Here is a 24805-nt window from a genome sequence, read left to right as displayed (position 1 = left end):
TCACTGGCCTGCTCCCGGACTACGGACGGGATCCACACCAAGGGTGCGAATCGGCTCACGGTATCCCGGAATGTCCGGGAGACCGGGCGGGAAGGTGTTGACGATGACCTGATCGAACCAGCGGCCGTTACCGACGATGTTGGTGTACAGCCGGACGAACGGCGAGTACAGCTTGATCGCCTCGGCGATGTTCTGGTTGTTGGTCTTCAGGGTGTCGATGACCTGACCCAGCGACTGGAGTGCGGGCCCGATCTGTGCCTCGTTGTCGCGGATCAGACCGGTCAGCTGAGTGGACACCCGCTGCGTGCCGATGAGCAGCTGCGAGATGGACTGCTGCCGATTGTTCAACTCCTGCAACAGGACCGAGGCGTCACCGATCAGCTTGGTGAACTCCTGGTTGCGGTCGGCGAGGACCTGCGTCGTCTTGTCGGTAGCGGCGAAGAGCTTGCTCAGCTCGTCGTCACGGGAGGAGATGGTCTCGGACAACCGCGTGACACCGTCGAGCGACGCGCGGATGTTCTCCGGCGTCTCGGAGAACGCCTGCGACAGCGTCTCCATGCTCGTCGCGAGCTGCGTCGTGTCGATGTCGCCGGTGGTGCGGGCGGCGTCGGAGAACGCGTCGATGACGTCGTAGGGGGCCGTCGTGCGGTCGATCGGGATCGCGTCGCGCGGGTTCAGCCGCTCCTCGCCCTTGGGCTCGAGCGAGAGGAACTTCTGTCCGAGCAACGTCTTGATCTGGATGGACGCCGACGTCTTGTCGCCGACCCACGCGTCACTGACCGTGAACTCGACCTTCACCTTGTCGCCGTCGAGGGCGACGTCGGTGACCTTGCCGACCTTCACGCCGGCGATCCGCACCTCGTTGCTGGCGCGCAGACCGGCCGCTTCGGAGAAGTTCGCGGTGTACTTCGATCCGGCACCGATGATCGGCAGCGAGTCGAGGAAGAACGCGGACAGCGTCGCCATCAGGATGATGAAGATGCCGAGGGCACCCAGCACCGCGGGCTTGCGTTTCGTCACGAGATACCTCCTGCGGCGCAACGCTTCGCGGAGTTGGTGTACAGCGGCTGATTGATGGTGGGCAGTCCTGTCGGGAGGTTGAGCTGCGGCGCGTAGCCCGGCCCGGCGACGATGTCGATGCCGCACAGGTAGAACTGGAACCACGAGCCGTAGCTGGCGACGCGGATCAGCTTCTCGAGCTTGACCGGGAAGTTCGACAGGATGTTGTCGAAGTCCTGCTGCCGGTTGTTGATCTTGGTCGACAGTCCGTCGATCGACGAGATGGCCGACTGGATGGACGGACGGGTCGGCTCGAGCAGATCCGCTGTCGCGTCGGTCAGACCGGCCAGCGAGGTGACCGCCGAGCCGACGGTGTCACGATCCGCCGACAGCCCCGACACCAGCGCCTGGGTGTTCACGATCAACTGGTCGAGTTCCTTGTCGTGCTGGTTCACCGTGTCGAGGACCCCGTTGAGGTTGTCGATGACCGCCCCGATGACCTGATCCTTGTCCGCGACCGTGTTGGTCAGGCTCGCGGTGTCGCGCACCAGATCGCCGATGGTGCCCGACTCACCCTGGAAGACCTGGATGATCTCGTACGACAGCTTGTTCACGTCGTCGGCCGTCAGCGTCTGGAACAGCGGACGGAAGCCGTTGAACAGCGTCGTCAGGTTCACCGCGGGGGACGTCCGATCGAGCGGGATGGTGGCTCCGCTGGTGATCTTCTCGCCCTGGTCGCCCGTGCCCTGCTCGAGCGCGATGTAGCGCTGCCCGATCAGGTTCCGGTAGCGGATGGTCGCGGTGGTGGAGGCCGGCAGCCATTCACGCTCGGTCAGCGCGAAGTCCACCTGAGCCAGGTCACGCTCGTGGATCTCGATCTTCTCCACCTGGCCGACGCGCACACCGGCGATGCGCACCTCGTCGCCCTCGTTGAGCGAGGAGACGTCGGTGAAGATGGCCGAGAACTTGGTCTTGCCGGACCCGGCGCCGTTGGCGATGGTCAACGCCAGGGCTGCCGTCGCCAGAATGGTCACCACCGCGAAGATGATCAGCTTGATCAGCGGTGCCGCTAGGCCTCTCATCGCACACTCACTTCCGTGCCGCGGAGCGCCGGAGCGCCCACCAGGGTGGTCCACGCGGGGACCTGGTCCGGCGAGATGCCGGAGCCTCCGCCGTAGACCACGGCCAGCGTGTCCCGTTCGATGTCCGATCCGGCGTAGGCCGCCGGGACGGGCGACTGCAGCGGGTTGGGCAGCGCGCCGGGGTCGACCGCGGGACCGGGGTTGCGCGACGGCACCTGGTAGGAGCCGTCGTTGACGCCGCTGCCCGGGTACTGCGGGAAGAACTTGCCGGGTGTGGTCACGTTCTCGAAGCACGACGGGCCACGGGTGTCGAACAGTCGCGGCTCGTCCTGGTTGGGGATGTAGCGCCCCTTGGGGTTGACGAAGTTGATCGACGCACGGACGCCGGGGTACGCGTCGTCGACCGAGAGGATCTTCTTCGCCTCGTCGGCGACACGGACGAACTCGGTGAACGTGCAGCCGAACGACGGGGAGAACTCGGCGAGCAGTTCGAGCGCCTCGCGGGAGTCCGCCGCGATGGACACGATGGACTCGGCGTTGGTCTGCACCAGGTCGGCCAGCGAGCCCGACGACGCGGTGGCGCTCGCCAGGAGCGTGGTGACGTCGTTCTGCTTCTCCACCACCGTGTTCCCGGTGACGCGCAGGTTGTCGAGCGCGTCGATCAGATCCGGAGCCGCGGTCGAGTACGTCTCCGACAGGTCGGCGATGCCGACGAGATCCTGCTGGATGTTCGGCAGCTCGTCGTTCAGACCCGAGAAGATCTCCTCGAGCCGGTCGAGAGTCAGACCGAGCCGCTCGCCGTTGCCCTCGAGAGCCTGCGACAGCGCACCGAGCGTGTTGGCGAGATCCTGCGGCGGGATGGCGTCGAGGAGCGGGAGCAGCGAGTCGAGCAGCTGCCCGACCTCGACCGCGTTGCCGCTGGTGTCCTGACGGATCACCGCGCCCTCGGCGAGAGGGCTGGCGCCGGCGGAGTTCTCGGGGATCTGGAGCGCGACGTAGCGCTCGCCGAAGAGCGTCTTCGGCAGCAACCGGGCGGTGACGTTGGAGGGGATGGTGCCCACGAGACCGGGATCGAGTGCCAGCTCGGAGGTGACCTCACCGTTCTCGGTGGTGGCGGACCGCACCTCGCCGACGATCATGCCGCGCGCCTTCACGTCCGCGTTGGCGGGCAGCGCGTTGCCGACGGTGTCGGTGATCAGGTCGACCATGACGACGTCCTTGAACGTCTTGTTGAAGGTCGTGATGCTCCAGGCGACGAAGAGAACGACGACGAGCAGGAATCCGATTCCGAGGAGGCGACGACGCGTCGCCGACGGAGCGTGGTTCATCCGGCGACCCTCACCGTCGTCGTGGTGCCCCAGATGGCGAGGCTCAGGAAGAAGTTCAGCACCGCGACCGTGACCAGTGCGGCACGCACGGCACGACCGACGGCCACGCCGACGCCGGCGGGTCCGCCCGACGCGGTGTAGCCGTAGTAGCAGTGGATCATGATGAGCACGAAGGCGAAGACCAGCACCTTGGCGAAGGAGTAGAGCACGTCCTCCGGGGGCAGGAAGAGCGTGAAGTAATGGTCGTACGAGCCCGGTGACTGACCGTTGAAGACGGTGCTCACCAAGCGGGACGCGAGATAGGCGGACAGCAGGCCGACGATGTACAGCGGAATGACGGCGATGAATCCGGCGATCATGCGCGTCGACACCAGGAACGGCACGGACGGAACGGCCATGACCTCGAGTGCGTCGATCTCCTCGGAGATGCGCATGGCGCCGAGTTGGGCGGTGAAGCCGCAGCCGACGGTCGCGGACAGCGCGAGGGACGCCACGATGGGCGCGATCTCACGGGTGTTCACGTACGCCGACAGGAAGCCCGTCAGCACCTGGCTGCCGAGCTGTTCGAGCGCCGCGAAGCCCTGCAGACCGACGACGACACCGGTGAACCCGGACATCATCAGGATGACGCCGATGGTGCCGCCGATGACGGCGAGAGCGCCGGAACCGAACGTCACCTCCGCGAGCAGGCGGAGGGTCTCCTTCTTGTAGTGCACGGCCGTCTTCGGGATCCACCCGATCGCGCGTCCGTAGAACGACATCTGTTCACCGGCACGGTCCAGCACACCGAGCGGAGCCGAGGCCGCGCTACGGAGCCGGAGCAGGGTGCGGTCTCCACGACCACGAGCGATGGTCATCGCTCACCCTCCCTTCGCAGGGACGACCTGCAGGTAGACCAACGTCATGATCAGGTTGGCGAAGAACAGGATCAGGAACGTGATGACGACGGTCTGGTTCACCGCTTCACCCACGCCCTTCGGACCGGGATTGGGATGCAGCCCCTTGTAGGACGCGATGACGCCGGCGATGAGACCGAACACGACGGCCTTGAGCTCACCGACCCACAGGTCGGGCAGCTGCGCCAACGTGGAGAACGACGCCAGGTACGCGCCGGGCGTTCCGTCCTGCAGGATCACGTTGAAGAAGTAACCGCCGGCGATGCCGATGACGGACACCAGGCCGTTGAGCAGCAGCGCGACGAGAATCATCGCGAGCACGCGGGGAACGACCAGGCGCTGCACCGGATCGATGCCGAGCACCCGCATGGCGTCGATCTCCTCGCGGATGGTGCGTGAACCGAGGTCGGCCGTCACGGCCGATCCCGCCGCACCCGCGATGAGCAACGCCACCACGATGGGACTGCCCTGCTGGACCACCGCCAGCACGCTGGCGGCACCGGTGAAGGACTCGGCGCCGAGCTGCTTGATCAGCGACCCGGTCTGCAGGGAGACCACCGCACCGAACGGAATGGCGACCAGCGCGGTCGGAAGAATGGTGACGCTGGCGATGAACCAGGCCTGTTCGATGAATTCGCGGAATTGGAAGGGGCGCCGGAAGGTGTTGCGCGCGACATCGACGAGAAGTTCGACGATGTTTCCTGCCTGGGCCAGCGCTGCAGTGCCCGACTTGAGAATCGGGTTCTTCGTTTTAGCCATTGTTTTCGGTCAGCCCCGCGAGCCACTGGAAGGAAAACCGTCGTTCCGGTCCTGGCCGGGCTCACTCCACCCCTGGTTGCTGTAGCCCTGATTCTGGTCGTACGTCTGACCCTGGTCGTAGCTCTGGCCCTGGTCGTAGCTCTGGTTGCCGTAGGCCGGCTGCTGGTCGTGGCCCGACTGCTGACCGTACGACTCCTGGTAGCCCTGCTGAGCACCCGCGTACGCCGGCTCCGCCTGACGGCCGTCCTGGCCGTCCGCCTCGTCGAGGCTCTGCTGGATGGCGTGCTGTGCGTGCTCGGGCAGCGTGTGCATGATGCTGCGCACCCGGTCGCGACGACGATCCACGGCCTGACGACGCGGCATGCCGGGCGTGGGATCCATCTGCGGCATGATGCCCTCCACGTCCTCGACACCGCCGAGGTTGTGGCCGGCATCGGAGAGGGCCTGCTCCTGGCGCATCTGCGCCTCGTCCTTCTCCTCGCTCATGCCGATCGGCCCGATCATCGTGCCGTTCAGGAACTGCTTCACGGCGGGCTCGTCGGAGGTGAGCAGCACCTCGCGCGGACCGAACATGACGAGGTTCTTGCGGAACAGCATGCCGATGTTGTCCGGCACCGTGCGCGCGAGATTGATGTTGTGCGTGACGATCAGCATCGTCGCGTCGATCTGGGCGTTGATGTTGAGCAGCAGCTGGCTGATGTAGGTGGTGCGCACCGGGTCGAGGCCCGAGTCGGGCTCGTCCACCAGGATGATCTCGGGGTCGAGGACGAGCGCACGCGCCAGACCGGCACGCTTGCGCATACCGCCCGAGATCTCGCCGGGGAGCTTGTTCTCGGCACCGGTCAGACCGACCAGCTCGAGCTTCTCCATGACGATGCTGCGGATCTCGTCCTCCTTCTTCTTCGTGTGCTCACGAAGCGGGAAGGCGGTGTTGTCGTACAGGTTCATGGAGCCGAAGAGGGCGCCGTCCTGGAAGAGCACGCCGAACAACTTGCGGATCTCGTAAAGCTCCTTGGACGAGCACTCCATGATGTCCGTGCCGTCGACGACGATCGAACCCTCCTCCGGTCGGAGAAGGCCGATGAGCGACTTGAGGAAGACGGACTTACCGGTACCGGACGGCCCCAGGAGAGCACTGACCTCACCCTTCGGGAGCGTCAACGTGACGTCCTGCCAGATCTTCTGCACACCGAACGACTTGGTCAATCCCTCGACCGAAACCTCGACACCCATGTGGATCCCTCCCACTGCTCGTCGCACACGACGCGAACGCGTCGACACCTGTGTGCGTCGCGTCACTCTAACCCAGCCGAGTGGTCGCAACGACCACGGACCTTACCGCCCAGTAACACGTCCCCCGACCTGGCCGCAGTCTCCGGATAGAAGTGTGACCCATGAACGCCCGATTCACGAGGGAACGGAGCCGACACGGCCGAAATTGGTGGCGGCGGTGCACGCGCGGGTGGTCCGGGCTCACGCCGCGTGGCGCGGGACGGGCGCTCCCACCTGCAGCGTCGTACGGCGTCACCGGCTCGCTGACGCAACTCTGTGACGTCACACCGACTTCTCCCGCGCTCCCGCCGTTAGCGTCGACAGTGCCGTCGTGACACCTAGCGTTGCGCTCGCGCACGACACTCGCCGCGCTGCATCCGCGGGCGGGGTCCGGGGGGAATACGGGGGATCACGCCATGGGCAGCAGCTCGAGGGACGACACGGGCACGCCCGGGTCGAGGGGGCACTCGACGTTCGGTGTCCGCACCGAGATCGGTCGGCGTCGCCAACTCGCGGCCTTCGGCGTCATCTGCATCGCCGAACTCCTCATCGTCCTCGACATGACCATCATCAACGTGGCGCTGCCGTCCATCGGCATCGAGTTGGCGACGGGCATCTCGGGCCTGCAGTGGGTCGTCGACGCGTACACCCTCACCTTCTCCGGCCTGCTCCTGGCGTTCGGCAACCTCGGTGACCGGTACGGGCGCAAGCTGTTCCTCGTCGTCGGCCTCACGGGCCTGGGCACCGCGTCGGTGATCGGTGCGCTCGGCGACTCCCTCGCCCACGTCCTGACCTCACGCTCGGTCATGGGCGTCTTCGCCGCGATGGTCCTGCCCGCCACCCTGGCCGTCATCACCAACCTGTTCCCGAAGCCGCAGGAGCGTGCTCTCGCCATCGGCGTGTGGTCGTCCATCGCCGGCGTGGCCGTCGCGATCGGACCGGTGTCGGGCGGCTGGCTGCTCGAACACTTCTCCTGGCACTCGGTGTTCTGGATGAACGTCCCCGTCGCCCTCGTCGCCGTCGTGCTCGTGGTGCTGATCGTCCCCGAGTCGAAGGCCTCGGCGGTGGGCCCGCTCGACGTGCCCGGCGTGATCCTGTCGATCGCCGGCGTCACCCTGCTGGTGTTCGTGGTCATCGAGGCACCGAACTTCGGCTGGACGTCGTGGCGGACGATCGGCGGTCTCGTGCTCGCCGCGGTGTTCCTCGTGCTGTTCGTCCAGCGGGAGCGACGCATCTCGTCCCCCGTGCTCGACGTGTCGCTCTTCCGCATCCGTCCGTTCGCGTGGCCGGCCGTGTCGATCGCGGTGGGATTCTTCAGTCTCTTCGGCTTCCTGTTCCTCATCACCCAGTACTTCCAGGGAGTGCGCGAGTACTCACCTCTCGCATTCGGCATCGCGACACTGCCCTTCGCCGCCGCGCTGGCCGTCAGCTCCCCGGTGTCGACGATCGTCGCGCAGAAGATCGGCACGATGCCGGTTCTCGTGACCGGGCTCGTCCTCATCGGCGCGGGACTGCTCGTCGCGGGCCGCGTCGAGATCGACAGCTCCTACCTGACGCTCGTCCTGCCCGCGATGCTGTTGCTCGCGGTGGGCATCGCGATCATCCAGGGCCCCGCGACGGAATCCATCATGTCCTCGCTCCCCCTCGACGAGGCCGGAGCCGGTGCCGCAGTGAACGACACCACCCGCGAGATCGGCGGCACTCTCGGTGTCGCGGTGCTCGGGTCGATCGTCGCCTCCTACTACGTGTCGACGGTGCGGCCGCTCGTCGAACGGATCCCCACCGCCATCATGAGCGAGACCGAGAAGGGCTACGCGCAGTCCAGCGTGCTCAGTGTCATCGAGATCCAGAAGCGAGACCTGCCCGCGATGTTCGAACCGCAACGCGCACAGTTGATCCTGGAGATGAAGGAAGCCGCTCTGCGCGGATCGTCCATCGCCGCGTACGTGGCGGCCGGAGCCGTGTTCGTCTGTGCCGCACTGGTCTTCTGCTTCTTCCCCGCCTCGTACCGCACCACGGGCATGCTGGCACCGCAGACCTCGGACGAGCGCGCGGTGGACCGTCTCGCCGCAACGAAGGACGTCGGCTCCGCACCGGGCGGCGGCCCGGACTCGCCGTCATGACCGGCCGACACGCCGCGCCGCCGCCGCGGTCGTCGTCCCACCTCCTCTCGTCACCGCGGCGGATGATCGCCTTCCTCGTCATCTGTCTCGTCGAGCTGCTGGTCGTGCTCGACAACACCGTCGTCAACGTCGCTCTGCCCGACATCTCCACCGACCTCCGCGCCGGCTTCACGGGGCTGCAGTGGATCGTCGACGCGTACATCCTCACGTTCTGCGGTCTGCTGCTGGCGTTCGGCAACATCACCGACCGCATCGGGCGGCGCCGCATGCTGCTGATCGGCGTCGTGGGTCTCGCCGCGATGTCGGTGGTGGGCGCGGTGGCCGACGACCTGCCGCAACTGATCGCCTCGCGCGCACTGATGGGGGTCTTCGCCGCCGCCGCGCTGCCCGCGACCCTGGCGGTGATCATCGACCTGTTCCGTACTCCCGCGGACCGCGCCGTGGCCATCGGGGTGTGGGCCTCGATCGCCGGTGTCGCCATCGCGATCGGGCCGGTCTCGGGTGGGTGGCTCATCGAACACTTCACCTGGCACTCCGTGTTCTGGCTGAACGTGCCGGTCGCCGTCGTCGCGGTGATCGGCATCGTCGCCGTGGTGCCCGAATCACGTGCTGCGGCCACCGGTCCGCTCGATCTGCCGGGTGTCGCCCTGTCCTTCTCGGGGGTCTCGCTCCTGGTGTACGCACTCATCGAAGCGCCGGGTCACGGTTGGGTGACCGTGCCCACGCTCGGCGGGATCGCGGTGTCCCTGGTTCTGTTGTCCGCCTTCGTCGTACGCCAGTCGCGCGTGTCCAGCCCGATCCTCGACGTGCGCCTGTTCCAGTTGCGACCCTTCGCGATGCCGGCACTCGCGATCTCGGTCGCCTACTTCTCGCTCTTCGGGTACGTCTTCCTCATCACCCAGTACTTCCAGGGCGTCCGCGGCTACTCGCCGCTCGAGTTCGGTGTCGCCACACTGCCGTTCGCGGTGGCCCTCGCGGTGAGCGCACCGACCGCGACCTCGCTGGCACAGCGGATCGGCACCATGCCGGTGATCGTCGCGGGCCTGCTGTTGGTGGGCATCGGCATGATCATGGCGGGTCAGGTCGGCATCGACAGCTCGTACCTCGGGCTGTTACTGCCCACGATGATCGTGCTCGCAGTCGGCATCGCCGTGATCCAGGGTCCCGCGACCGAGTCCATCATGTCCTCCGTGCCCATCGACGAGGCCGGCGCCGGCTCGGCCGTGAACGACACGACGCGGGAACTCGGCGGCACTCTCGGTGTCGCGGTGCTCGGATCCGTGACCGCGTCGTACTACAACACCACCGTCGGCCCACTCGTCGCGACCATTCCGTCGGAGATCCTCTCGGACCGCGACCGGGAGTACGTGAACGGCAGCTTCCTCAGCGTGCAGCAGATCCAGCAGTACCCGCTCCCCGAGATGTTCTCCGCGGTGCGCGACAACCTCGTCCTGTCCATGAAGGAAGCCGCGATGGCCGGGTCCGAGGTGGCGTCCTACCTCGCCGCCGCGGCCGTCTTCGCCTGCGCCGTCGTCGTCGCGGTCCTGCTTCCCCGCCACCACCGCACCACAGGAGTCGTCATGACGGACCCACAGGACACCACCCGACAGTTCAGCTCGGACGAACGGTGAGCGGCCTGACCGTCGCCGTCACCGGTGCGACGAGCGATTTCGGTGCTGTCATTCTCCCTGTGCTGCTGGACGATCCGGAGATCGACCGGGTCATCGGGCTGGGTCGCCGGGCACCGCGCGTGCGGCACCCGAAACTCCGCTCGATCGCGATGGACATCCGCTCCCCCGAACTCGAGACTGCCTTCGCAGGCTGTGACGTGGTGATCCACCTGGCTTTCGTCGTGGAGGAGCAGCGCGACAAGGCCGCGATCCACGAGACCAATCTGGAGGGCTCGCGCAATGCCGTCGAGTGCGCGCACCGGGCCGGTGTGCGGTCGATGGTCATCGCCTCGAGTGTCAGCGCTTACGGACGCGAGGACCTTCCGGTGCCCGTCACCGAGGAGGAGTTCCCGACGTCGGATCCGTTGCGCTACTACTTCTTCGACAAGGCAGAGGTGGAACACTTCGTCGAGTGGTGGCTGCGCCGGCACGAGGGCGGCATGACCATCTCGATGCTGCGCCCCACCTACATCGTGGGCACCCACTTCTCGAACGACGGCATCGACACCCTCACGCAGTCCGTGGTGGCCTTCCCCGATCCGGCGCAGTCCCGCTACCAGTTCCTGCACGAGGACGACCTGGCCGACGCCTTCCACCGGGCCGTCCGGACACCCGTGAACGGCCCCTTCAACCTGGGTCCGCGCGACTGGCTCGGGGTGCGCGAACTCGGTGCGATGCAGGGCCAGTTGGTGCTGCCGATCCCGCTTCGAGTCCTACGCACCGTGGTCGATCTCGCGTACGCGCTCCGCATCCTGCCGTTCTCCAGCCACTGGATCTCCTCGGGCGAGGCGGCCGTCGACTCGACGGCCTTCGAACGCGCCACCGGGTGGACCCCGACGATGTCGTCCGCCGAGGCCGCGGCCGTCATGGTGTTGCTCAACGGGCGCCCCATCCTGTCGACCCGCCACGCGCCGGTCCGTCATCACGTGTGCGAGGCGGCCCTGGACGGCGCCACACGCCGCGTGCGGACGTGGGGCGACGTGGACCCGGACATGAAGCCCTTCAGCGCCGAGCTCGATCGCGCGGTCACCTCGTGCGAGCACCGCCAGATCCGCACGTCGACGGGTTCGGTGCACGCCGAGATCCACGAGGGGACCGACACCTCGGCCCCGACGGTCGTTCTCGCGCTGCCCCGCGGCTCCCATGCGCGGTACGCCACCGGTCTGGCACGGACACTGGCCGATCACGGCCCGCGGGTGGTGCTGCTCGACGCCCCCGGCCACGGTCTCGGTACCGGCATCCGCGGGCGCGCCGGACGCCGGGCACGAGCCGAGGCGATCGACGCTGCGGCCGGTGAGTTCGCGGGGACCGACGTTCTCCTCGTGCGGGTTCCGCGCACCAGGACCCGACGGACGGTCGCGGCCCTCCGCCGGGGAGACGACACGCTGACGGCGGTACCGGGCACGGACGGTCTGCTCGCCGCATGGAACGGACCGCGCCTGACCCGACGTCTGCGAGGAGTCGAACATCAGGCAGCGCAGCCGGTCTCGGGTTCCTACCGGACCGTGTCGGTGCCGCGCGGAACCACCGTCACGTCCGGCCGTGGTCAGCGCCAGGTGCTGGAGGCGATCCTGCGCGCACTCCCGCGCCGCAGATGAGAGGGCTCAGGTCCGGAGGGCGAGCCACGACTGGGTGAACTCGCGCTCGGCGGAGAAACTCTTGTCGATCTCGCCGACCATGATCTTCTCGACCACCGGACCCATCACCGGGATCGACGCGTCGACCGTACCGACGAAGTGGAGCACGCACTGCTGCGCTCCGGTCGCGAGAAGTTCGAGTTCCCCGTCGATCACCACGGGCATCCGGGCGACCCGCAGGGTGTAGTGGCCCTGCGCGGACCCGTCCTCGCGCACCGACTGCCACGACTCGGTGCACCGTGCCGACATCGACGCTCCGGCGAAGCGCTGCAACGCCTTCGGTAGTGCCGCGGCCTCGAGGTCCTGGTCGACCACCGAGGTGGTCAGGCCCTCCTCGACGCGATGCTCCACCACTCGACTGCCGCCACCGATCTCGGCGATCCGGTCCTGCCAGTATCTCTCGTCGGTGAGGGTCGCGTGCAGCACCGCGGCGGCACAGTCGTACGTCGTGCGCTGGTCGACCTGTGTCACCACCGGGTCAGACCGATGCCGGCGCCGGCGCGGCGAGCGCTGCCCCCACCTCGGCCGACGCCACCTCGGACGTGGACGAGTTCTCGCCGAGGAACAGGCCCATCTGCTCCACCACGTAGTCGAGCTGGGTGGTGGTGTGATCGGGCTGGACGCACAGACGCAGGAGTGCACCGTCGCGGGCCACCGCCGGGAACATGGCGGCGGATGCGAAGATGCCCGCGTCCCACAGCTTCCGCCACGTGTTGACGGTGCGCAGGTCGTCACGGACGTTCACGGGGACGATGGGCGAGACCATGTCCGTACCGTCCGGGAGAGGGCTCGGCGCGTGCACGTCGACACCGGCCGCCACGAGCCCGTCGTGCAGGTAGCGCGCGTTCGCGAGTGTGCGGGTGGCGCGCTCGGCGCCCTCCTCGGTCTGCATGAGCTGCACGGAGGCGAGCGCCGCGCCGAGGGCAGCAGGCACGCCCGCGGTGGTGAACAGGAACGTGCGCGCATGCACGCGCATGGCGTCCACGATGTCCTTCGAGCCGGCCACGAAACCGCCCGAGGACCCGAGTCCCTTGGAGAGGCAGCCCATCCGGGCGTCGATGTCGTCCTCGATACCGAACAGCTCGGCGGCACCGGTGCGCTTCGCGCCCATGACCGCGACGCTGTGCGCCTCGTCGACGAACAGTGCCGCGTCGTACTTCTCGCAGACCGCGGCGATCTCGTCGAGCGGGGCCAGGTCGCCGTGCATCGAGTAGAGGCCGTCCACCACCACCATGACGACGCCGGTGGAGCGGGAGAGCTTCTCCTCCAACAGGTCCACCCGGTTGTGACGGAAGGCGCGGATGGTGGCACGTGAGAGGCGGCAGGCATCGTAGATGGACGCGTGCGCGGCCGAGTCGACGATGATGGTGTCACCGACACCGCACAGCGCGCTGATACCGCCCAGGTTCGCCTGGTAGCCGGTCGTGAAGACCAGCGCCTGCTCGGTCCCGTGCCAGTCGGCGAGTGCTTCCTCGAGTTCCGTGTGCAGCGAGATGGTGCCGTTGAGCAACCGGCTGCCCGTGACCGTTGCGCCGTATTTGTCCAGTGCCGCAGCGGCTCCCGCGCGCACCAGCGGGTGGTCGGCGAGGCCGAGGTAATTGTTGGAACCGAGCATGATGACGCTGCGGTCCTCCACGTCGACGACCGGCGCGTTGACCGATTTCATGACGCGGAAGAACGGGTTCTGGTCGTGCTTCGTCAGCACACGATGGGCCCAGATCCTCTTGTCGTGGCGGATTCGGTCGAGCATTCTCTGCGAGCTCATGTTCGCTCCAAGATTGGGGGATCGGTACGTGACGCGAGTGCGCTCGCCGGTCCGGGAGACCCGTGCGACGGGAGACGTCTGTGATTCGAGCCTACGGTCAGCACAGGCGGCCCGAGGGTGCCGCGACCTGTGAGTAGTTGCCAACGAACACGACTGCACTTGTGTCATGCAACAGCAGTTGAGACGGGCGCCATCGAGGCCGTCGCCGACCCCGAATACTGCGGTATCGAGTGACGTGCTGGCACGTGTCCCACACCCGTCCCCGCCACGGTCACCCTTCTTCGACGAAAGGCCGGTACGTGTCCGTTCTCGCTGACAGAGCAGCTCTCGCGTCCGACGGGACCGCGCAGCCGTCGCGGCTCATGTCCACCGAACGCGCCACGCTCCGTCGCTTGCTGCCCGCCCTCGCCACCTACCTCGAGGCCACGCCGCTGTCCGTGCTCGAGGCGCCCGGCAGCGACGCCATCGCGACGTTCCGCGACGCGGGCGGGTGCGGACTCATCGCACCCACCTCGCTCGGCGGACTCGGCGCGACCGCCGTCGAGGCACTGCGCGTCCACCGGGCCATCGGCGCGGCCTCCCCGTCGCTCGCCGCCGCCGTCACGATGCACCACCTGTCGATCGCCACGATCATCGAGATCGCCATGGCGGGTCCCGAGGAGGAGCTGCCGCTCGTCGCCGGCCTCATCGAACAGAAGTCGATCATCGCGTCCGGCTTCGCGGAGGGCGTGGGCAGCACGCTGGTGCCGTCCGTGGACGCCTACTACGACGACGGCGACTACGTCGTCAACGGCAGCAAGAAGCCGTGCAGTCTGTCGGCCTCGATGGACTTCCTCGCCGCCAGCGTCGCGACACGCGAGAAGAAGGGCGGCAAGACACGCAAGGCGGTCGCCCTCATCCCCGCGTCGATGCCCGGTGTCTCGGTGCGTCCGTTCTGGACGACGCCCGTTCTCGCGGGTGCGGAGAGCGAGGAGGTCGTCCTCGAGGACGTGCGCGTGCCGGTGTCGCTGACCATGGTCGGCGCGCTGGACGATCCGGAGGGCATGCACGAGCTCACCGGGTTCCTGTGGTTCGGCATCCTCGCCTCCGCCGGGTACATCGGCGCGGCCACCGCGCTCGTGGAGCGTCTCGTGGGACACCCGAAGGTCAGCGACAGCGTCTACACCTCGGCGGCCGCCGAACTCGAAGCGGCGATCGCGGGCCTCGAGGCCGTCGCCGCAGCGATGGACTCGGGTGAGCGCGGCGCCGACATCTCGGCTCGACTGTTGTTCTGCCGCATCGCGCTTCGAGGCGCACTGCGGCGCGCGGTCGACGCCGCCGTGACAGCGCTGGGCGGCATCGCGTTCATCACCGACCCGGACATCGCGTACCTGCAGTCCGTCGTGTCGGCGTTCGCGTTCCACCCGCCGTCGATCCGCGAGACCGAGTCGTCCCTCGCGGCCTACCACCGCGGCGAGAACTTCTCCCTCGCCTGAGGTGTCGCATCACCCCACGCGGGTGCCGAAGACGACGAGGTTGTTCTCGTAGGACCCCGCGTCGTCGTCGAACACTCCGGCACACGTGATCAGTCGGATCTCGTCACGCGGGACGGCACCGAACACGCGTGCCGTCGGGAACTCGGATTTCGCGTAGTCGCCGATGTCCGTCACCCGGTACCTGGCCTCGATGCCCTCTGTCGTGGTGACCGTGACGTCGTCTCCCACCACGAGGTCGCGGAGTCGGAAGAACACGGAGGGACCCGTGGTCGAGTCGACGTGACCGGCCAGCACCGTGGGTCCGACCTGATCGGCCGCGCCGGGACGCCCGGGCCGCCCGCCGCCGGTGAACCAGCCGACGTCGTCGTGGTCCTCGGGAACCGCCATGGTGTTGTCCGGGTTCAGACCCAGCTCGATCAACGGTTCGTCCAGACCCATCTCGGGTGCCGACACCCGCGCCGGGACGAGAGGTCCCGTCTCGGACACGGTCGCGGCAGCGGGAGACGTGACGGACACCGCCGTCGCGGTGGGCGGTACGGCCGGTGGTCGCGCGCAGGCGACCACCAGCCCCACCAGGAGGAACGCACTCGCGCGCGTCGACCATCTCATCCGCGTCGGTCGATCAGGAGTTCCGCCGACGGGCGACGCCCAGCCCGACGAGGGCCGCCACGCCCAGAACGGCGGCACCGGCACCCGCGACGGTCGCGGTCGAACTGTCGGTGACGGATCCACCGGCGCCCGTCTCCACACCGCCGACGGGAATCGGGGTCAGCTGTCCGCGCACCGCGCCGGCGGCGAAGGCGGTGGTGTGACTGTCCGCGGCGAACCCGGCGGCGTTCGCCTCGATGGCCGCGAGGTCGAAGTTCGTTCCGGTGTCGGCACCGTTCGCCATCACGCCGGTCGTGAACGGCCCCTGCAGGCAGCCGCTGCTGGTGCGAGGTCCGTCGCCGACCGGGGACGGGTTCGGGAACGCGATGCGCGGCGGGCCCGCGGCACCCACTGCTGCCTGATGAATGTGCGTCGCCGTCTTCGCCGGCGACATGTAGTCGCCGGTGACGCCCTCGAGGGTGATGTCGTAGCAGATGATGTTCTCGTCCGAGTTGATGCGGAACGTGAACGTTCCGGTCGCGCCGGGCTCACCCGGCGTCGCGACGCCGTCCGCGTTCAGGACCTGGTCCGGAGTCGCCATGGCCGTGAAGGCACTGGTGAACGACGACGGTTCGCCGACCGGCGTCTCTGCTGCCGCGGGAGCAGCGGTGAGCGCGAGGAACGCCGCGGCGCCTCCCGCAACGATGATCGTTCCTCGTGCAGTGCGTGTCGTCATGGTGGTCGTACCTTCCGATCGGGATGCGCGGACGTCCTTCGAGAGGGGATACGTCCGGAATGACCGAAACGTTCACCACGGTCGAACGTCGTCGCACTTCTCGACGTACACCCACCATGGAGGTCGGAGCGGCGTCGACGGTGAGTAGGGTTCGTCCTGCACGGGCACCGGCGGGGTACACCCCTCCCCCGACATCGAGGGGGCAGACGCTGGCGATCTTCCGGTCGCGCGAGAGCGGGACGTTCGATCTCACGGCCGCCTACGACGCCCACGCGTCGTCGCTGCTGGGTTTCGCCGTGAATGTGTTGCACGATCGTGTCGCCGCCGAGGACTGCGTGCAGGAGACCTTCGTACGTGCGTGGCGAGCGCGGGACAGGTTCGACGAGTCCCGGGGTGGAACTCGGACCTGGCTCTTCGCCATCGCACGCAACGTCGTCGCGGATGCTCAGCGGTCGCGAGGCCGTACTCCGCTGGTCGCGTCCTCCCCCGTCGCGGAAGGCGACGCCGTGGAACCCGATCGAAGCGATCACGTCCTGACCCGGATGCGGGTGGTGGAGGGTCTGGCCACCCTGTCCCCCGAACATCGACAGGTGGTGGTGGCCATCCACCTGACCGGCCTGTCCTACGCGGAGCTGTCGGCCGGCACCGGCGTCGCGATCGGCACCCTGCGCACCCGCGCGTACTACGCACTGCGCGCCCTGCGCGTTCACTTCGACGGTCAGGAGACCTGATGACTCCGGGACATCCGCGACGAGAGGAGTTGATCGCGGCTGCCGTGGCCGGCGACCTGACCGACGCCGAGCGGCGCGAGCTTCGCATTCTGGAGGCCGAGGACACCTCGGTCGCCGACGAGATCCGTGAGATGCGCGAGACGGTCGCGTCGCTGGGGTCGGCAGCGGGACTGACCTGGGTCGATGCGGAACCCGGTGACCTGCTTCGACGACGCATCGTCAGACCGTCCGCACGCGGTCGCCTCGTCCCGGCCGCTGCAGCTGTCGCCGGAATCGCGGTGGGCGTCGCGGCGGTGCTCGGTGTGCAGACGGTCGGCACCGGGGGTGGCGAGACGCCCGCCGACAGCACGATCGCGGCCCCCGTGGTCGAGGGACCACCGGGCGAGCTGGGCGCCTTCGAGACGGTCGACTTCACCGCGTCGAGTCCCGGCGTCACTGTCGACGGCGGCCTGGTTGCTCACACGTGGGGCACCGAGACGGTCCTGGACATGCAGGGTGTCCCGGTCGACGAAGCGTTCGAGGTGGTTCTGGTGGACCGCACCGGAGCGGATCGTTCCTCGGGCAGCTTCCTCGGCAGCTCCGTGACCATCGACTGCCGCATGAACGCCGCGGTGCTGCGTCCCGACGTCGCGGAGATCGAGATCCGGGCCGCGAGCGGAGACCTTCTCGCCCGCGCCGCACTGCCCACCGTGGGCTGATCTGGCGCACCGTCCCGAGAAACGAAAAAAGCGGCCGCACCCCGAGGGGTACGGCCGCTTCTCGCGCTGTGGGGCTAGATCACTTGATGGAGATCTTCGCGCCGGCAGCTTCGAGCTTCTCCTTGGCGGCGTCGGCCGAAGCTTTGTCCACCTTCTCCAGGATGGCCTTCGGAGCACTCTCGACGAGGTCCTTGGCTTCCTTCAGGCCCAGGCCGGAGACGACCTCACGGACGACCTTGATGACCTGGATCTTCTTGTCGCCGGCGCCCTCGAGGACGACGTCGAACTCGTCCTGCTCCTCAGCGGCCTCGGCGGGAGCAGCTGCTCCGCCTGCGGCAGCAACGGCGACGGGGGCAGCTGCGGTGACCTCGAAGGTCTCCTCGAATGCCTTCACGAACTCGGAGAGCTCGAGGAGGGTGAGCTCCTTGAACTGGTCGAGCAATTCTTCGGTGCTGAGCTTCGCCATGGTGGCGGTCCTCTCTGTAAGTCCTTGTCGCCGATCCGGGGACAGGAGATTGCGTGCAGGCCGGAGGCCGGCCGCACGGGGTGGTGTGCAGTCCTTGCGGATCAGCTAGTCGGCAGCTGCGGCTTCCGGCGCCGAAGCGCCCTCTTCTGCAGCCTTCTTCTCCTGCAGCGCAGCCGCGAGACGCGCGACCTGCGAAGCGGGAGCGTTGAACAGGCCTGCGGCCTTTGCCAGGTTGCCCTTCATCGCGCCGGCGAGCTTGGCCAGCAGGACCTCGCGGGATTCGAGATCCGCGATCCTGTTGACCTCGTCCACGGACAGCGCGCGGCCGTCCATGTAGCCGCCCTTGATGACGAGCGCCTTGTTGTCCTTGGCGAACTGCTTGATCGCCTTGGCAGCGTCGACCGGCTCACCATCGATGAATGCGATGGCGGTCGGACCGACGAACAAGTCGTCGAGGCCTTCGATGCCCGCATCAGCTGCGGCACGCTTGACCAGGGTGTTCTTGGCGACGGAGTACGTAGCTCCGGTACCGAGGGCCCGACGGAGCTCCGTCAGACGGGTGACCGACAAGCCACGGTATTCCGTGACGACGGCCGCCGTGGCGCCCTTGAACTGCTCGGAGATCTCCGCGACCGCGGATACCTTCTCAGCCTTTGCCATACTTCGCCTCCTCTCGTTGCGTCGAGTCGGCCCGGCCCGAACAAGCAGAAACGCCCCGGTGCAGGGCACACGGGGCGTCGGAATGCGGGCGGCGCGACTCGGAGAGAGTCAGCAACACGTATCCCTGGTCCTCGTCCTCCTGCGTGGGTCGCCGGCTCGGCCGGACCTTCAATCGCCATCTCCGACGAGGCGAACCTCTTCGGAGACCACGATGACCAACGGTCTTGGGTGGAACAGATCAGGTGAACGTCGCACGATCGCAGATCACGACCGCACGGTGTCCGAAGAGAAGAGTACCCCGGGGCCGCCGGAGACACCAAAAGGGCTCCGCCCCTGTGCGCCTTGTGCGCATCCCCGGGTACGCAAAAGGCGCACGGGGGCGGAGCCCCCTCGGTTTGAGAGGTGCTCTCCCGAGGGAACACGGTGCTCATGGCCAATTATCGCGTACTCGACCCCACCGGATCCGTCGTCGCCACCAAGGAGATCCCCAACTCCACCGACGCCCACACCTGGTTCAAGGAGAGCAAGTCCGACGACGCCGAACTCGGCTGGCGCCTCGAAGTGGAGCACGACGGCGAGTGGGCCTTCTTCAGCGACAGCGAGGGAACCCCCGAGGGCGGCAAGTAGCAGCGCACTCACCTGGTGACATCGAACGACGACGTGCCCTCGTCGTTGTCGAAGGGCCGGGAATGGCGTGTTGTGTACCGCGTGTCACAGCAATGAGGTTGACTCGACGTTCATGACGACGACATCGGCCCATGCACTGGTGCAACCCGAGCACGTCGTCTCGCCCTTCCACCGTGATCCCACCGGCGGCGCCGACGGCCGAGCATGGGCAGAACTCGTGGAGTCCGCTCCCGAGTTCCCCCGTGTGCACATCGACCGCGGCGCCGCCGTCACGATGACGGACGGAGCCGTTCTCCGCGCCATCGTCGTGTCCCCTGCTGACGCGAGTGGACGATCCGTCTCCTCTCGCTTCCCCGTCGTCCTGAACATCACCCCGTACAACTCGGTCCTGCTCGACTCGATCGACGCACTCCTCGCAGCACCCGTGCTCGGGCCGGCGCTGCGTCGCGTGTCCCGCTCCGTCGACCTCTCGGGAACCCCGTTCGACGGCATCTCCGAGATCACCCGCGTCGTCGCGGGCGGTGCGGCGGATCTGCTCACTGTGAACCGCCATCTCGTCCGTAGCGGCTACGTGCAGGTCATCATCGACGCGCGCGGCACCGGTTCCTCGTCCGGCGTGTGGGACACCCTCGGCCCGCGTGAACAACTCGACACCCTGGAGATCCTCGAGTGGATCCGGGCGTCGCCGTGGTGCGACGGGCGCGTCGGCATGGCCGGTATCTCCTACTCCGCCATCAACTCCCTGCAGGCCGCCGCCGCGGGCAGCGCGGGACCGGACGCCGTGTTCGCCGTCGAGGGATCCGAGGACATCGTCCGCGAGATCTTCGCCACCGGCGGCGCACCGTCGCTCTTCATCCCCCTGTGGCTCACCGCCGTGAACACCCTCAAATGGGTTCCGGCAGTACAGATCCTGCGGCGCGGCGGAGTCGGCTGGCTCTCGGATCGCATACGGTCCCCCGCCACGAACATCAGCAATCTGGTGAACGGGTTCCTCACCGGTTCGGACCCGCGCATCTACGACGACCCGTCCTTCGACACCATCGATCCCACCATCGAGGACATCGCGGTCCCCACGTTCCTCTACGGCTGCTGGCACGACATCTTCGGCGGCGCGGCACCCGACATGTACAACCGACTCACCGTCGAACGCGGGCGCAAGCAACTTCTGGTGGGCGACGGGTACCACGGCAACCCCGGGATCGGCTTCGGTGAACCCGGGTTCCCGCCGCGACTCGACGTGCTCGAACGCGCCTGGTTCGACAAGTGGCTGCGCGGCATCGACAACGGTATCGACCGCTACGGACCGGTCACGCTGCGTCAGCAGGGCGGCGGGTGGGAAGCGCACGGCCGATTCCCCGCGCCCGCCGCCGTGGCTCGGCGCCTCTACCTGAGCGCCGACTCGTCCGGTACCGCGTCGCACAGTCGGCACGACGGGTCCCTGCACTTCGAGGCGCCGACCGACTCGGCCCGTCTGACGGTGAAGCCCGGGTTCCGCACCGTCGTCTCCCGCGACACCACGCAGGTGCTGGCCGGTGTTCCGGCCGCTCTCGGCGGCGGCTTCACCTACGACAACCGCTTCGCGGAGGGTGACGCGCTCACGTTCACGACGCCTCCCGTCATGACCACCGTCGTCTACTCGGGCCCCGCCAACGTCCACGTCCGCACCGTCGCGCGCGCCCGCGAGTCGATGTGGGCCGTGATGCTGTGCGACGTCGCTCCAGACGGCACTCCCACCGTGCTCACCAACGGTGCGCTGCTGGCGTCGCGCCGCGCGATCGACGACGAGGAGAGCATCCGCACCGAGTCGGGTGACTACCTGGTGGCCCACCACCCGCTCACGCGCGAGTCACTGCTCCCCGTGGTCCCCGGCGAACCGATCGTCCTCGACATCGAACTACTCTCGACCGAGGCGGTCCTGCACCCCGGACACCGCCTGCGACTCGACATCTTCGCGGCCGACGCGCCTCGATTCGTGCCGATCCTGCCCGATCGCCTCCGCACCCGATGGCGAGCGCAGGACGTCGACCTCGACCCGACGGACCCCAGTTTCATCACGTTGCCGCTGCTCGGTGAGCCCGGCTGGTAAGGAGATCCACGTATGACAGGCACACCCGAGACCGGCCGTTCCGAGACCGAGGTCGAGGTCGAGGTCCGTACCGGCACCGCCTCGGTCGGCGCGGTCGAGATCGCCTACGAGGACATGGGCGACATCGAGAACCCGCCGATCCTGCTCGTCATGGGACTGGGCTGCCAGCTGCTCACGTGGTCGATGCCGTTCTGCCGCAAGCTGATCAACGCCGGCTACCGCGTGATCCGCTTCGACAACCGAGACATCGGACTCTCGGGCAAGCTCGACGGGCAGCGCGTCACGGGGAACATCCTGCTGCGACTGGTCCGCCACGAACTCGGGCAGGCGAGCTCGGTTCCGTACACGGTGGTGGACATGGCCGAGGACACCGTCGGCCTGCTCGACCACCTGGGGATCGAGTCGGCCCACATCGTCGGCGCCTCGATGGGCGGCATGATCACGCAGGTGGTCGCGGGGTCGCACCCGGAGCGCATCCGCTCGGTCTCCATCCTCTTCTCCAGCACCAACGAGGCGTTCCTGCCGCCGCCGGACGTCCGCGCGCTCGCGCCGCTGCTCAAGCCGCCGCCCAAGAACGCGACGCGCGAGCAGATCATCGAACACCAGGCGACGACGTTCCAGACGATCGGCAGCAAGCAGTTCCCCACCACGCGGGACGAACGTGTCGCCGACGCGACCGAGGCGTACGACCGCGGCTACTACCCGGCCGGCATCGTCCGTCAGCTCGCGGCGATCACCGGAACCGGGAGCCTCGCGAAGTACACGAAGCGGATCACGGCGCCGACGGTCGTCATCCACGGCACGGCGGATCCCCTCGTGCGTCCCGCCGGCGGGAAGGCCATCGCGCGCCACGTGGTCGGATCCGAGCTGGTGCTCGTCGACGGCATGGCGCACGACATCCCGAACGCCCTGGTGGACCGCGTGGTCGACACGATTCTCACGAACGTCGCCAAGGCCTGAGAACGCGACGAAGGCCGGCACCCTCACGGGGTGCCGGCCTTCTTCGGTGCTGCGAGTGACTCAGGCGGTCGCGTCGTCCTCGAGGAGGTTCCGAGTACGGTTCGGGTCCACCGGGATGCCCGGTCCGGTGGTGGTCGAGACCGTGATCTTCTTGACGTAACGGCCCTTGGCCGACGACGGCTTCGCACGCAGGATCTCGTCCAGGGCTGCGCCGTAGTTCTCCACCAGCTTGGCGTCGTCGAACGACGCCTTGCCGATGACGAAGTGCAGGTTGGCCTGCTTGTCGACGCGGAAGTTGATCTTGCCGCCCTTGATGTCGCCGACGGCCTTGGTCACGTCGTTGGTGACCGTGCCCGTCTTCGGGTTCGGCATCAGGCCACGCGGTCCGAGAACGCGGGCGATGCGGCCGACCTTGGCCATCTGGTCAGGGGTGGCGATCGCTGCGTCGAACTCCAGCCATCCGCCCTGGATCCGCTCGATCAGGTCCTCTGCGCCGACCTCGTCCGCACCGGCGGCGACGGCCTCGTCGGCCTTCGCGCCTGCGGCGAAGACGATGACGCGGGCGGTCTTACCGGTGCCGTGGGGCAGGTTGACGGTGCCGCGCACCATCTGGTCCGCCTTGCGGGGATCGACGCCGAGGCGCATCGCGACCTCGACGGTCGGATCGAACTTGCTCGACGCGGTGTCCTTGGCCAGCTTCGCCGCCGAGAGCGGCGAGTAGAGCTGGTCCTGATCGATCTTCGCTGCTGCGGCCTCGTAGGCCTTGCTGCGCTTTGCCATGATGATGTCCGTTCGTTGTTCGGAGCGTGGTTGACGAGCCTGGCCGGCTCTCCCACGTGATGCTGTGGAGCTGGTGAGCCGGTGGCTCAGCCTTCGACCGTGATACCCATCGAGCGAGCAGTGCCGGCGATGATCTTCGCGGCCTGGTCGATGTCGTTGGCGTTCAGATCCTCGGCCTTGGTCTTGGCGATCTCGCGCACCTGGTCCATGGTCACCGTGGCGACCTTGGTCTTGTGCGGCTCGCCCGAACCCTTGGCGACGCCGGCTGCCTTGAGCAGCAGCTTGGCGGCAGGCGGGGTCTTCAGCTTGAAGTCGAAGGTCCGGTCCTCGTAGACCGAGATCTCCACCGGCACGACGTTGCCACGCTGCGACTCGGTCGCGGCGTTGTACGCCTTGCAGAACTCCATGATGTTGACGCCGTGCTGACCGAGGGCGGGGCCCACGGGCGGTGCCGGGTTGGCCTGACCGGCCTGGATCTGAAGCTTGATGATCCCGGCTAGCTTCTTCTTCTTGGGGGGCATCTGTGATTCCTAGGTTGTTGCGTGGTTCTCGGATGTCTTGCGGTACTGCCTGCAAGTTGTGGGGGGGTTCTGAGCGCCCTAGATCTTCGCGACCTGGGTGAAGCCCAGCTCGACCGGAGTCTCGCGGCCGAAGATGGACACCAGCACCTTGAGCTTCTGCTGCTCGGCGTTGACCTCGCTGATGCTGGCGGGAAGCGTGGCGAAGGGGCCGTCCATGACGGTGACGGACTCGCCGACCTCGAAGTCGACCTCGATGGTCGGCTTCGACGACGTCTCGCCCGCACCCTCGGCACCGGTGGTGGCGCCCGCGGTGGCCTTCTTCTTGTCCTCCTGCGGCATGAGAAACTTGACGACCTCGTTGATGGTCAACGGGGACGGGCGCGACGTGGCGCCGACGAAGCCGGTGACACCGGGAGTGTTGCGGACAGCACCCCAGGACTCGTCGTTCAGTTCCATGCGCACCAGGATGTAGCCCGGCAGCACCTTGCGGTTGACCTGCTTGCGCTGGCCGTTCTTGATCTCGGTGACCTCCTCGGTGGGAACTTCCACCTGGAAGATGTAGTCACCGACGTCGAGGTTCTGGACGCGGGTCTCGAGGTTGGTCTTCACCTTGTTCTCGTATCCGGCGTACGAGTGGATGACGTACCAGTCGCCGGGGGCGCGCCGCAGCGCAGCCTTCATCTCGGCGACGGGATCGACCGGCTCCGCGTCGATGGGAGCGTCGTCGGCGACGACGGCGTCCGCATCGGCGTCGACGGTCTCCGACTCGTCGGTGTCACCGGTGGCGGCAGCGACGTCGGCCGCGATGGCCTCGTCGGTCTCGCGGTCCTGTGCGGCCTGCTCCGCTTCGAGGCCCTGCTTGGTCGCCTCGACCTGAGCGTCGTAGGCGGCCACTTCGGTGGCGTCGTTATGGGGCGTGCTCACGAAAGGCACTCGCTTCCTGTAA

24 protein-coding genes are annotated in these 24805 nt (G+C 67.7%); 9 read left to right on the top strand and 15 right to left on the bottom strand.

Annotated features, from left to right (window positions below; translation table 11 throughout):
- From HQ312_RS16170 to HQ312_RS16145, 6 genes are read right to left on the bottom strand one after another with little or no spacing between them, the layout of a single operon-like run.
- Positions 1 to 1020: an MCE family protein gene (locus HQ312_RS16170; RefSeq protein WP_037184706.1), complete on the bottom strand. Its 1020-nt coding sequence runs from the start codon at positions 1018 to 1020 to the stop codon at positions 1 to 3.
- Complete coding sequence (locus HQ312_RS16165) at positions 1017 to 2081, bottom strand: MCE family protein (protein WP_222639268.1); 1065 nt, start codon at positions 2079 to 2081, stop codon at positions 1017 to 1019. The genes HQ312_RS16170 and HQ312_RS16165 overlap by 4 nt, the downstream gene beginning before the upstream one ends.
- Positions 2078 to 3409 (bottom strand): MCE family protein, encoded by a 1332-nt coding sequence (locus tag HQ312_RS16160; RefSeq protein ID WP_027504568.1) that lies wholly within the window; start codon positions 3407 to 3409, stop codon positions 2078 to 2080. The genes HQ312_RS16165 and HQ312_RS16160 overlap by 4 nt, the downstream gene beginning before the upstream one ends.
- Complete coding sequence (locus tag HQ312_RS16155; RefSeq protein WP_027504567.1) at positions 3406 to 4266, bottom strand: ABC transporter permease; 861 nt, start codon at positions 4264 to 4266, stop codon at positions 3406 to 3408. The genes HQ312_RS16160 and HQ312_RS16155 overlap by 4 nt, the downstream gene beginning before the upstream one ends.
- A gap of 3 nt (positions 4267 to 4269) precedes the next feature.
- Positions 4270 to 5064, bottom strand: a complete 795-nt coding sequence (locus tag HQ312_RS16150; RefSeq protein WP_027504566.1) for an ABC transporter permease — start codon at positions 5062 to 5064, stop codon at positions 4270 to 4272.
- A 9-nt stretch (positions 5065 to 5073) separates the two neighbouring features.
- Positions 5074 to 6297, bottom strand: coding sequence for an ABC transporter ATP-binding protein (locus HQ312_RS16145; RefSeq protein WP_051613163.1), 1224 nt, complete (start codon positions 6295 to 6297; stop codon positions 5074 to 5076).
- A 455-nt stretch (positions 6298 to 6752) separates the two neighbouring features.
- Between HQ312_RS16145 and HQ312_RS16140 the strand changes: the two genes are divergently transcribed.
- From HQ312_RS16140 to HQ312_RS16130, 3 genes are read left to right on the top strand one after another with little or no spacing between them, the layout of a single operon-like run.
- A complete protein-coding gene (locus HQ312_RS16140; RefSeq protein ID WP_222639266.1) occupies positions 6753 to 8459 on the top strand; it encodes an MFS transporter in 1707 nt (568 codons plus the stop codon).
- Complete coding sequence (locus HQ312_RS16135; protein ID WP_222639264.1) at positions 8456 to 10090, top strand: MFS transporter; 1635 nt, start codon at positions 8456 to 8458, stop codon at positions 10088 to 10090. Before HQ312_RS16140 ends, HQ312_RS16135 begins: the two co-directional genes overlap by 4 nt.
- Positions 10087 to 11727 carry an NAD-dependent epimerase/dehydratase family protein gene (locus HQ312_RS16130; protein ID WP_222639262.1) on the top strand — a complete coding sequence of 547 codons (1641 nt, stop codon included), beginning with the start codon at positions 10087 to 10089 and terminating at the stop codon, positions 11725 to 11727. Before HQ312_RS16135 ends, HQ312_RS16130 begins: the two co-directional genes overlap by 4 nt.
- Positions 11728 to 11733: 6 nt before the next feature.
- Here the strand turns inward: HQ312_RS16130 and HQ312_RS16125 are convergent, their stop codons facing one another.
- Together HQ312_RS16125 and HQ312_RS16120 are read right to left on the bottom strand one after the other, a co-directional pair.
- A complete protein-coding gene (locus tag HQ312_RS16125) occupies positions 11734 to 12240 on the bottom strand; it encodes a DUF2505 domain-containing protein (protein ID WP_027504565.1) in 507 nt (168 codons plus the stop codon).
- 4 nt (positions 12241 to 12244) lie between these two features.
- Positions 12245 to 13531 carry an aminotransferase class I/II-fold pyridoxal phosphate-dependent enzyme gene (locus HQ312_RS16120; RefSeq protein ID WP_081821120.1) on the bottom strand — a complete coding sequence of 429 codons (1287 nt, stop codon included), beginning with the start codon at positions 13529 to 13531 and terminating at the stop codon, positions 12245 to 12247.
- Between the two features lie 299 nt (positions 13532 to 13830).
- On the opposite strand from HQ312_RS16120, the gene HQ312_RS16115 reads away from it, so the two are divergent.
- Entirely contained in the window at positions 13831 to 15006 is a 1176-nt protein-coding gene (locus HQ312_RS16115) for an acyl-CoA dehydrogenase family protein (RefSeq protein WP_231476216.1), read from the top strand.
- A 9-nt stretch (positions 15007 to 15015) separates the two neighbouring features.
- On the opposite strand, the gene HQ312_RS16110 is transcribed toward HQ312_RS16115, so the two are convergent.
- Both HQ312_RS16110 and HQ312_RS16105 read right to left on the bottom strand, forming a co-directional pair.
- Positions 15016 to 15615, bottom strand: a complete 600-nt coding sequence (locus tag HQ312_RS16110; RefSeq protein WP_222639260.1) for a class F sortase — start codon at positions 15613 to 15615, stop codon at positions 15016 to 15018.
- 13 nt (positions 15616 to 15628) lie between these two features.
- Positions 15629 to 16330: a CHRD domain-containing protein gene (locus tag HQ312_RS16105; RefSeq protein WP_027504563.1), complete on the bottom strand. Its 702-nt coding sequence runs from the start codon at positions 16328 to 16330 to the stop codon at positions 15629 to 15631.
- 59 nt (positions 16331 to 16389) lie between these two features.
- Here HQ312_RS16105 and HQ312_RS16100 point away from each other — a divergent pair, with 59 nt between their 5' ends.
- Both HQ312_RS16100 and HQ312_RS16095 read left to right on the top strand, forming a co-directional pair.
- Positions 16390 to 17061, top strand: coding sequence for a sigma-70 family RNA polymerase sigma factor (locus tag HQ312_RS16100; protein WP_261782389.1), 672 nt, complete (start codon positions 16390 to 16392; stop codon positions 17059 to 17061).
- Complete coding sequence (locus HQ312_RS16095) at positions 17061 to 17759, top strand: hypothetical protein (protein ID WP_222639257.1); 699 nt, start codon at positions 17061 to 17063, stop codon at positions 17757 to 17759. The genes HQ312_RS16100 and HQ312_RS16095 overlap by 1 nt, the downstream gene beginning before the upstream one ends.
- A 79-nt stretch (positions 17760 to 17838) precedes the next feature.
- Here HQ312_RS16095 and rplL read toward each other — a convergent pair whose 3' ends face one another.
- The gene (rplL, locus tag HQ312_RS16090; RefSeq protein WP_027504561.1) at positions 17839 to 18225 is read right to left on the bottom strand and encodes a 50S ribosomal protein L7/L12; all 387 of its coding nucleotides are present in this window, start codon (positions 18223 to 18225) and stop codon (positions 17839 to 17841) included.
- Between the two features lie 105 nt (positions 18226 to 18330).
- A complete protein-coding gene (gene rplJ, locus HQ312_RS16085; RefSeq protein ID WP_027504560.1) occupies positions 18331 to 18885 on the bottom strand; it encodes a 50S ribosomal protein L10 in 555 nt (184 codons plus the stop codon).
- Between the two features lie 429 nt (positions 18886 to 19314).
- On the opposite strand from rplJ, the gene HQ312_RS16080 reads away from it, so the two are divergent.
- The 3 genes from HQ312_RS16080 (at position 19315) to HQ312_RS16070 (ending at position 22558) form a co-directional block, all read left to right on the top strand.
- The gene (locus HQ312_RS16080) at positions 19315 to 19512 is read left to right on the top strand and encodes a hypothetical protein (RefSeq protein WP_027504559.1); all 198 of its coding nucleotides are present in this window, start codon (positions 19315 to 19317) and stop codon (positions 19510 to 19512) included.
- Positions 19513 to 19624: 112 nt separating this feature from the next.
- Entirely contained in the window at positions 19625 to 21598 is a 1974-nt protein-coding gene (locus tag HQ312_RS16075; RefSeq protein ID WP_222639255.1) for a CocE/NonD family hydrolase, read from the top strand.
- 114 nt (positions 21599 to 21712) lie between these two features.
- Positions 21713 to 22558 (top strand): alpha/beta fold hydrolase, encoded by an 846-nt coding sequence (locus tag HQ312_RS16070; protein WP_374198304.1) that lies wholly within the window; start codon positions 21713 to 21715, stop codon positions 22556 to 22558.
- A 60-nt stretch (positions 22559 to 22618) separates the two neighbouring features.
- Here the strand turns inward: HQ312_RS16070 and rplA are convergent, their stop codons facing one another.
- The 3 genes from rplA to nusG all read right to left on the bottom strand — a co-directional run bounded on the left by rplA (position 22619) and on the right by nusG (position 24783).
- A complete protein-coding gene (gene rplA, locus HQ312_RS16065) occupies positions 22619 to 23338 on the bottom strand; it encodes a 50S ribosomal protein L1 (RefSeq protein WP_027504557.1) in 720 nt (239 codons plus the stop codon).
- A gap of 86 nt (positions 23339 to 23424) precedes the next feature.
- Positions 23425 to 23859 (bottom strand): 50S ribosomal protein L11, encoded by a 435-nt coding sequence (gene rplK / locus HQ312_RS16060; RefSeq protein ID WP_027504556.1) that lies wholly within the window; start codon positions 23857 to 23859, stop codon positions 23425 to 23427.
- A 78-nt stretch (positions 23860 to 23937) separates the two neighbouring features.
- Positions 23938 to 24783, bottom strand: coding sequence for a transcription termination/antitermination protein NusG (gene nusG / locus HQ312_RS16055; RefSeq protein WP_056442340.1), 846 nt, complete (start codon positions 24781 to 24783; stop codon positions 23938 to 23940).
- Positions 24784 to 24805: the final 22 nt, after the last annotated feature.

This window comes from Rhodococcus sp. BP-316 (assembly GCF_019836105.1).
Lineage (GTDB): Bacteria > Actinomycetota > Actinomycetes > Mycobacteriales > Mycobacteriaceae > Rhodococcoides.
The sequence above is the reverse complement of the archived record's forward strand: the minus strand, read 5'-3'. Positions and strand labels throughout refer to the sequence as shown.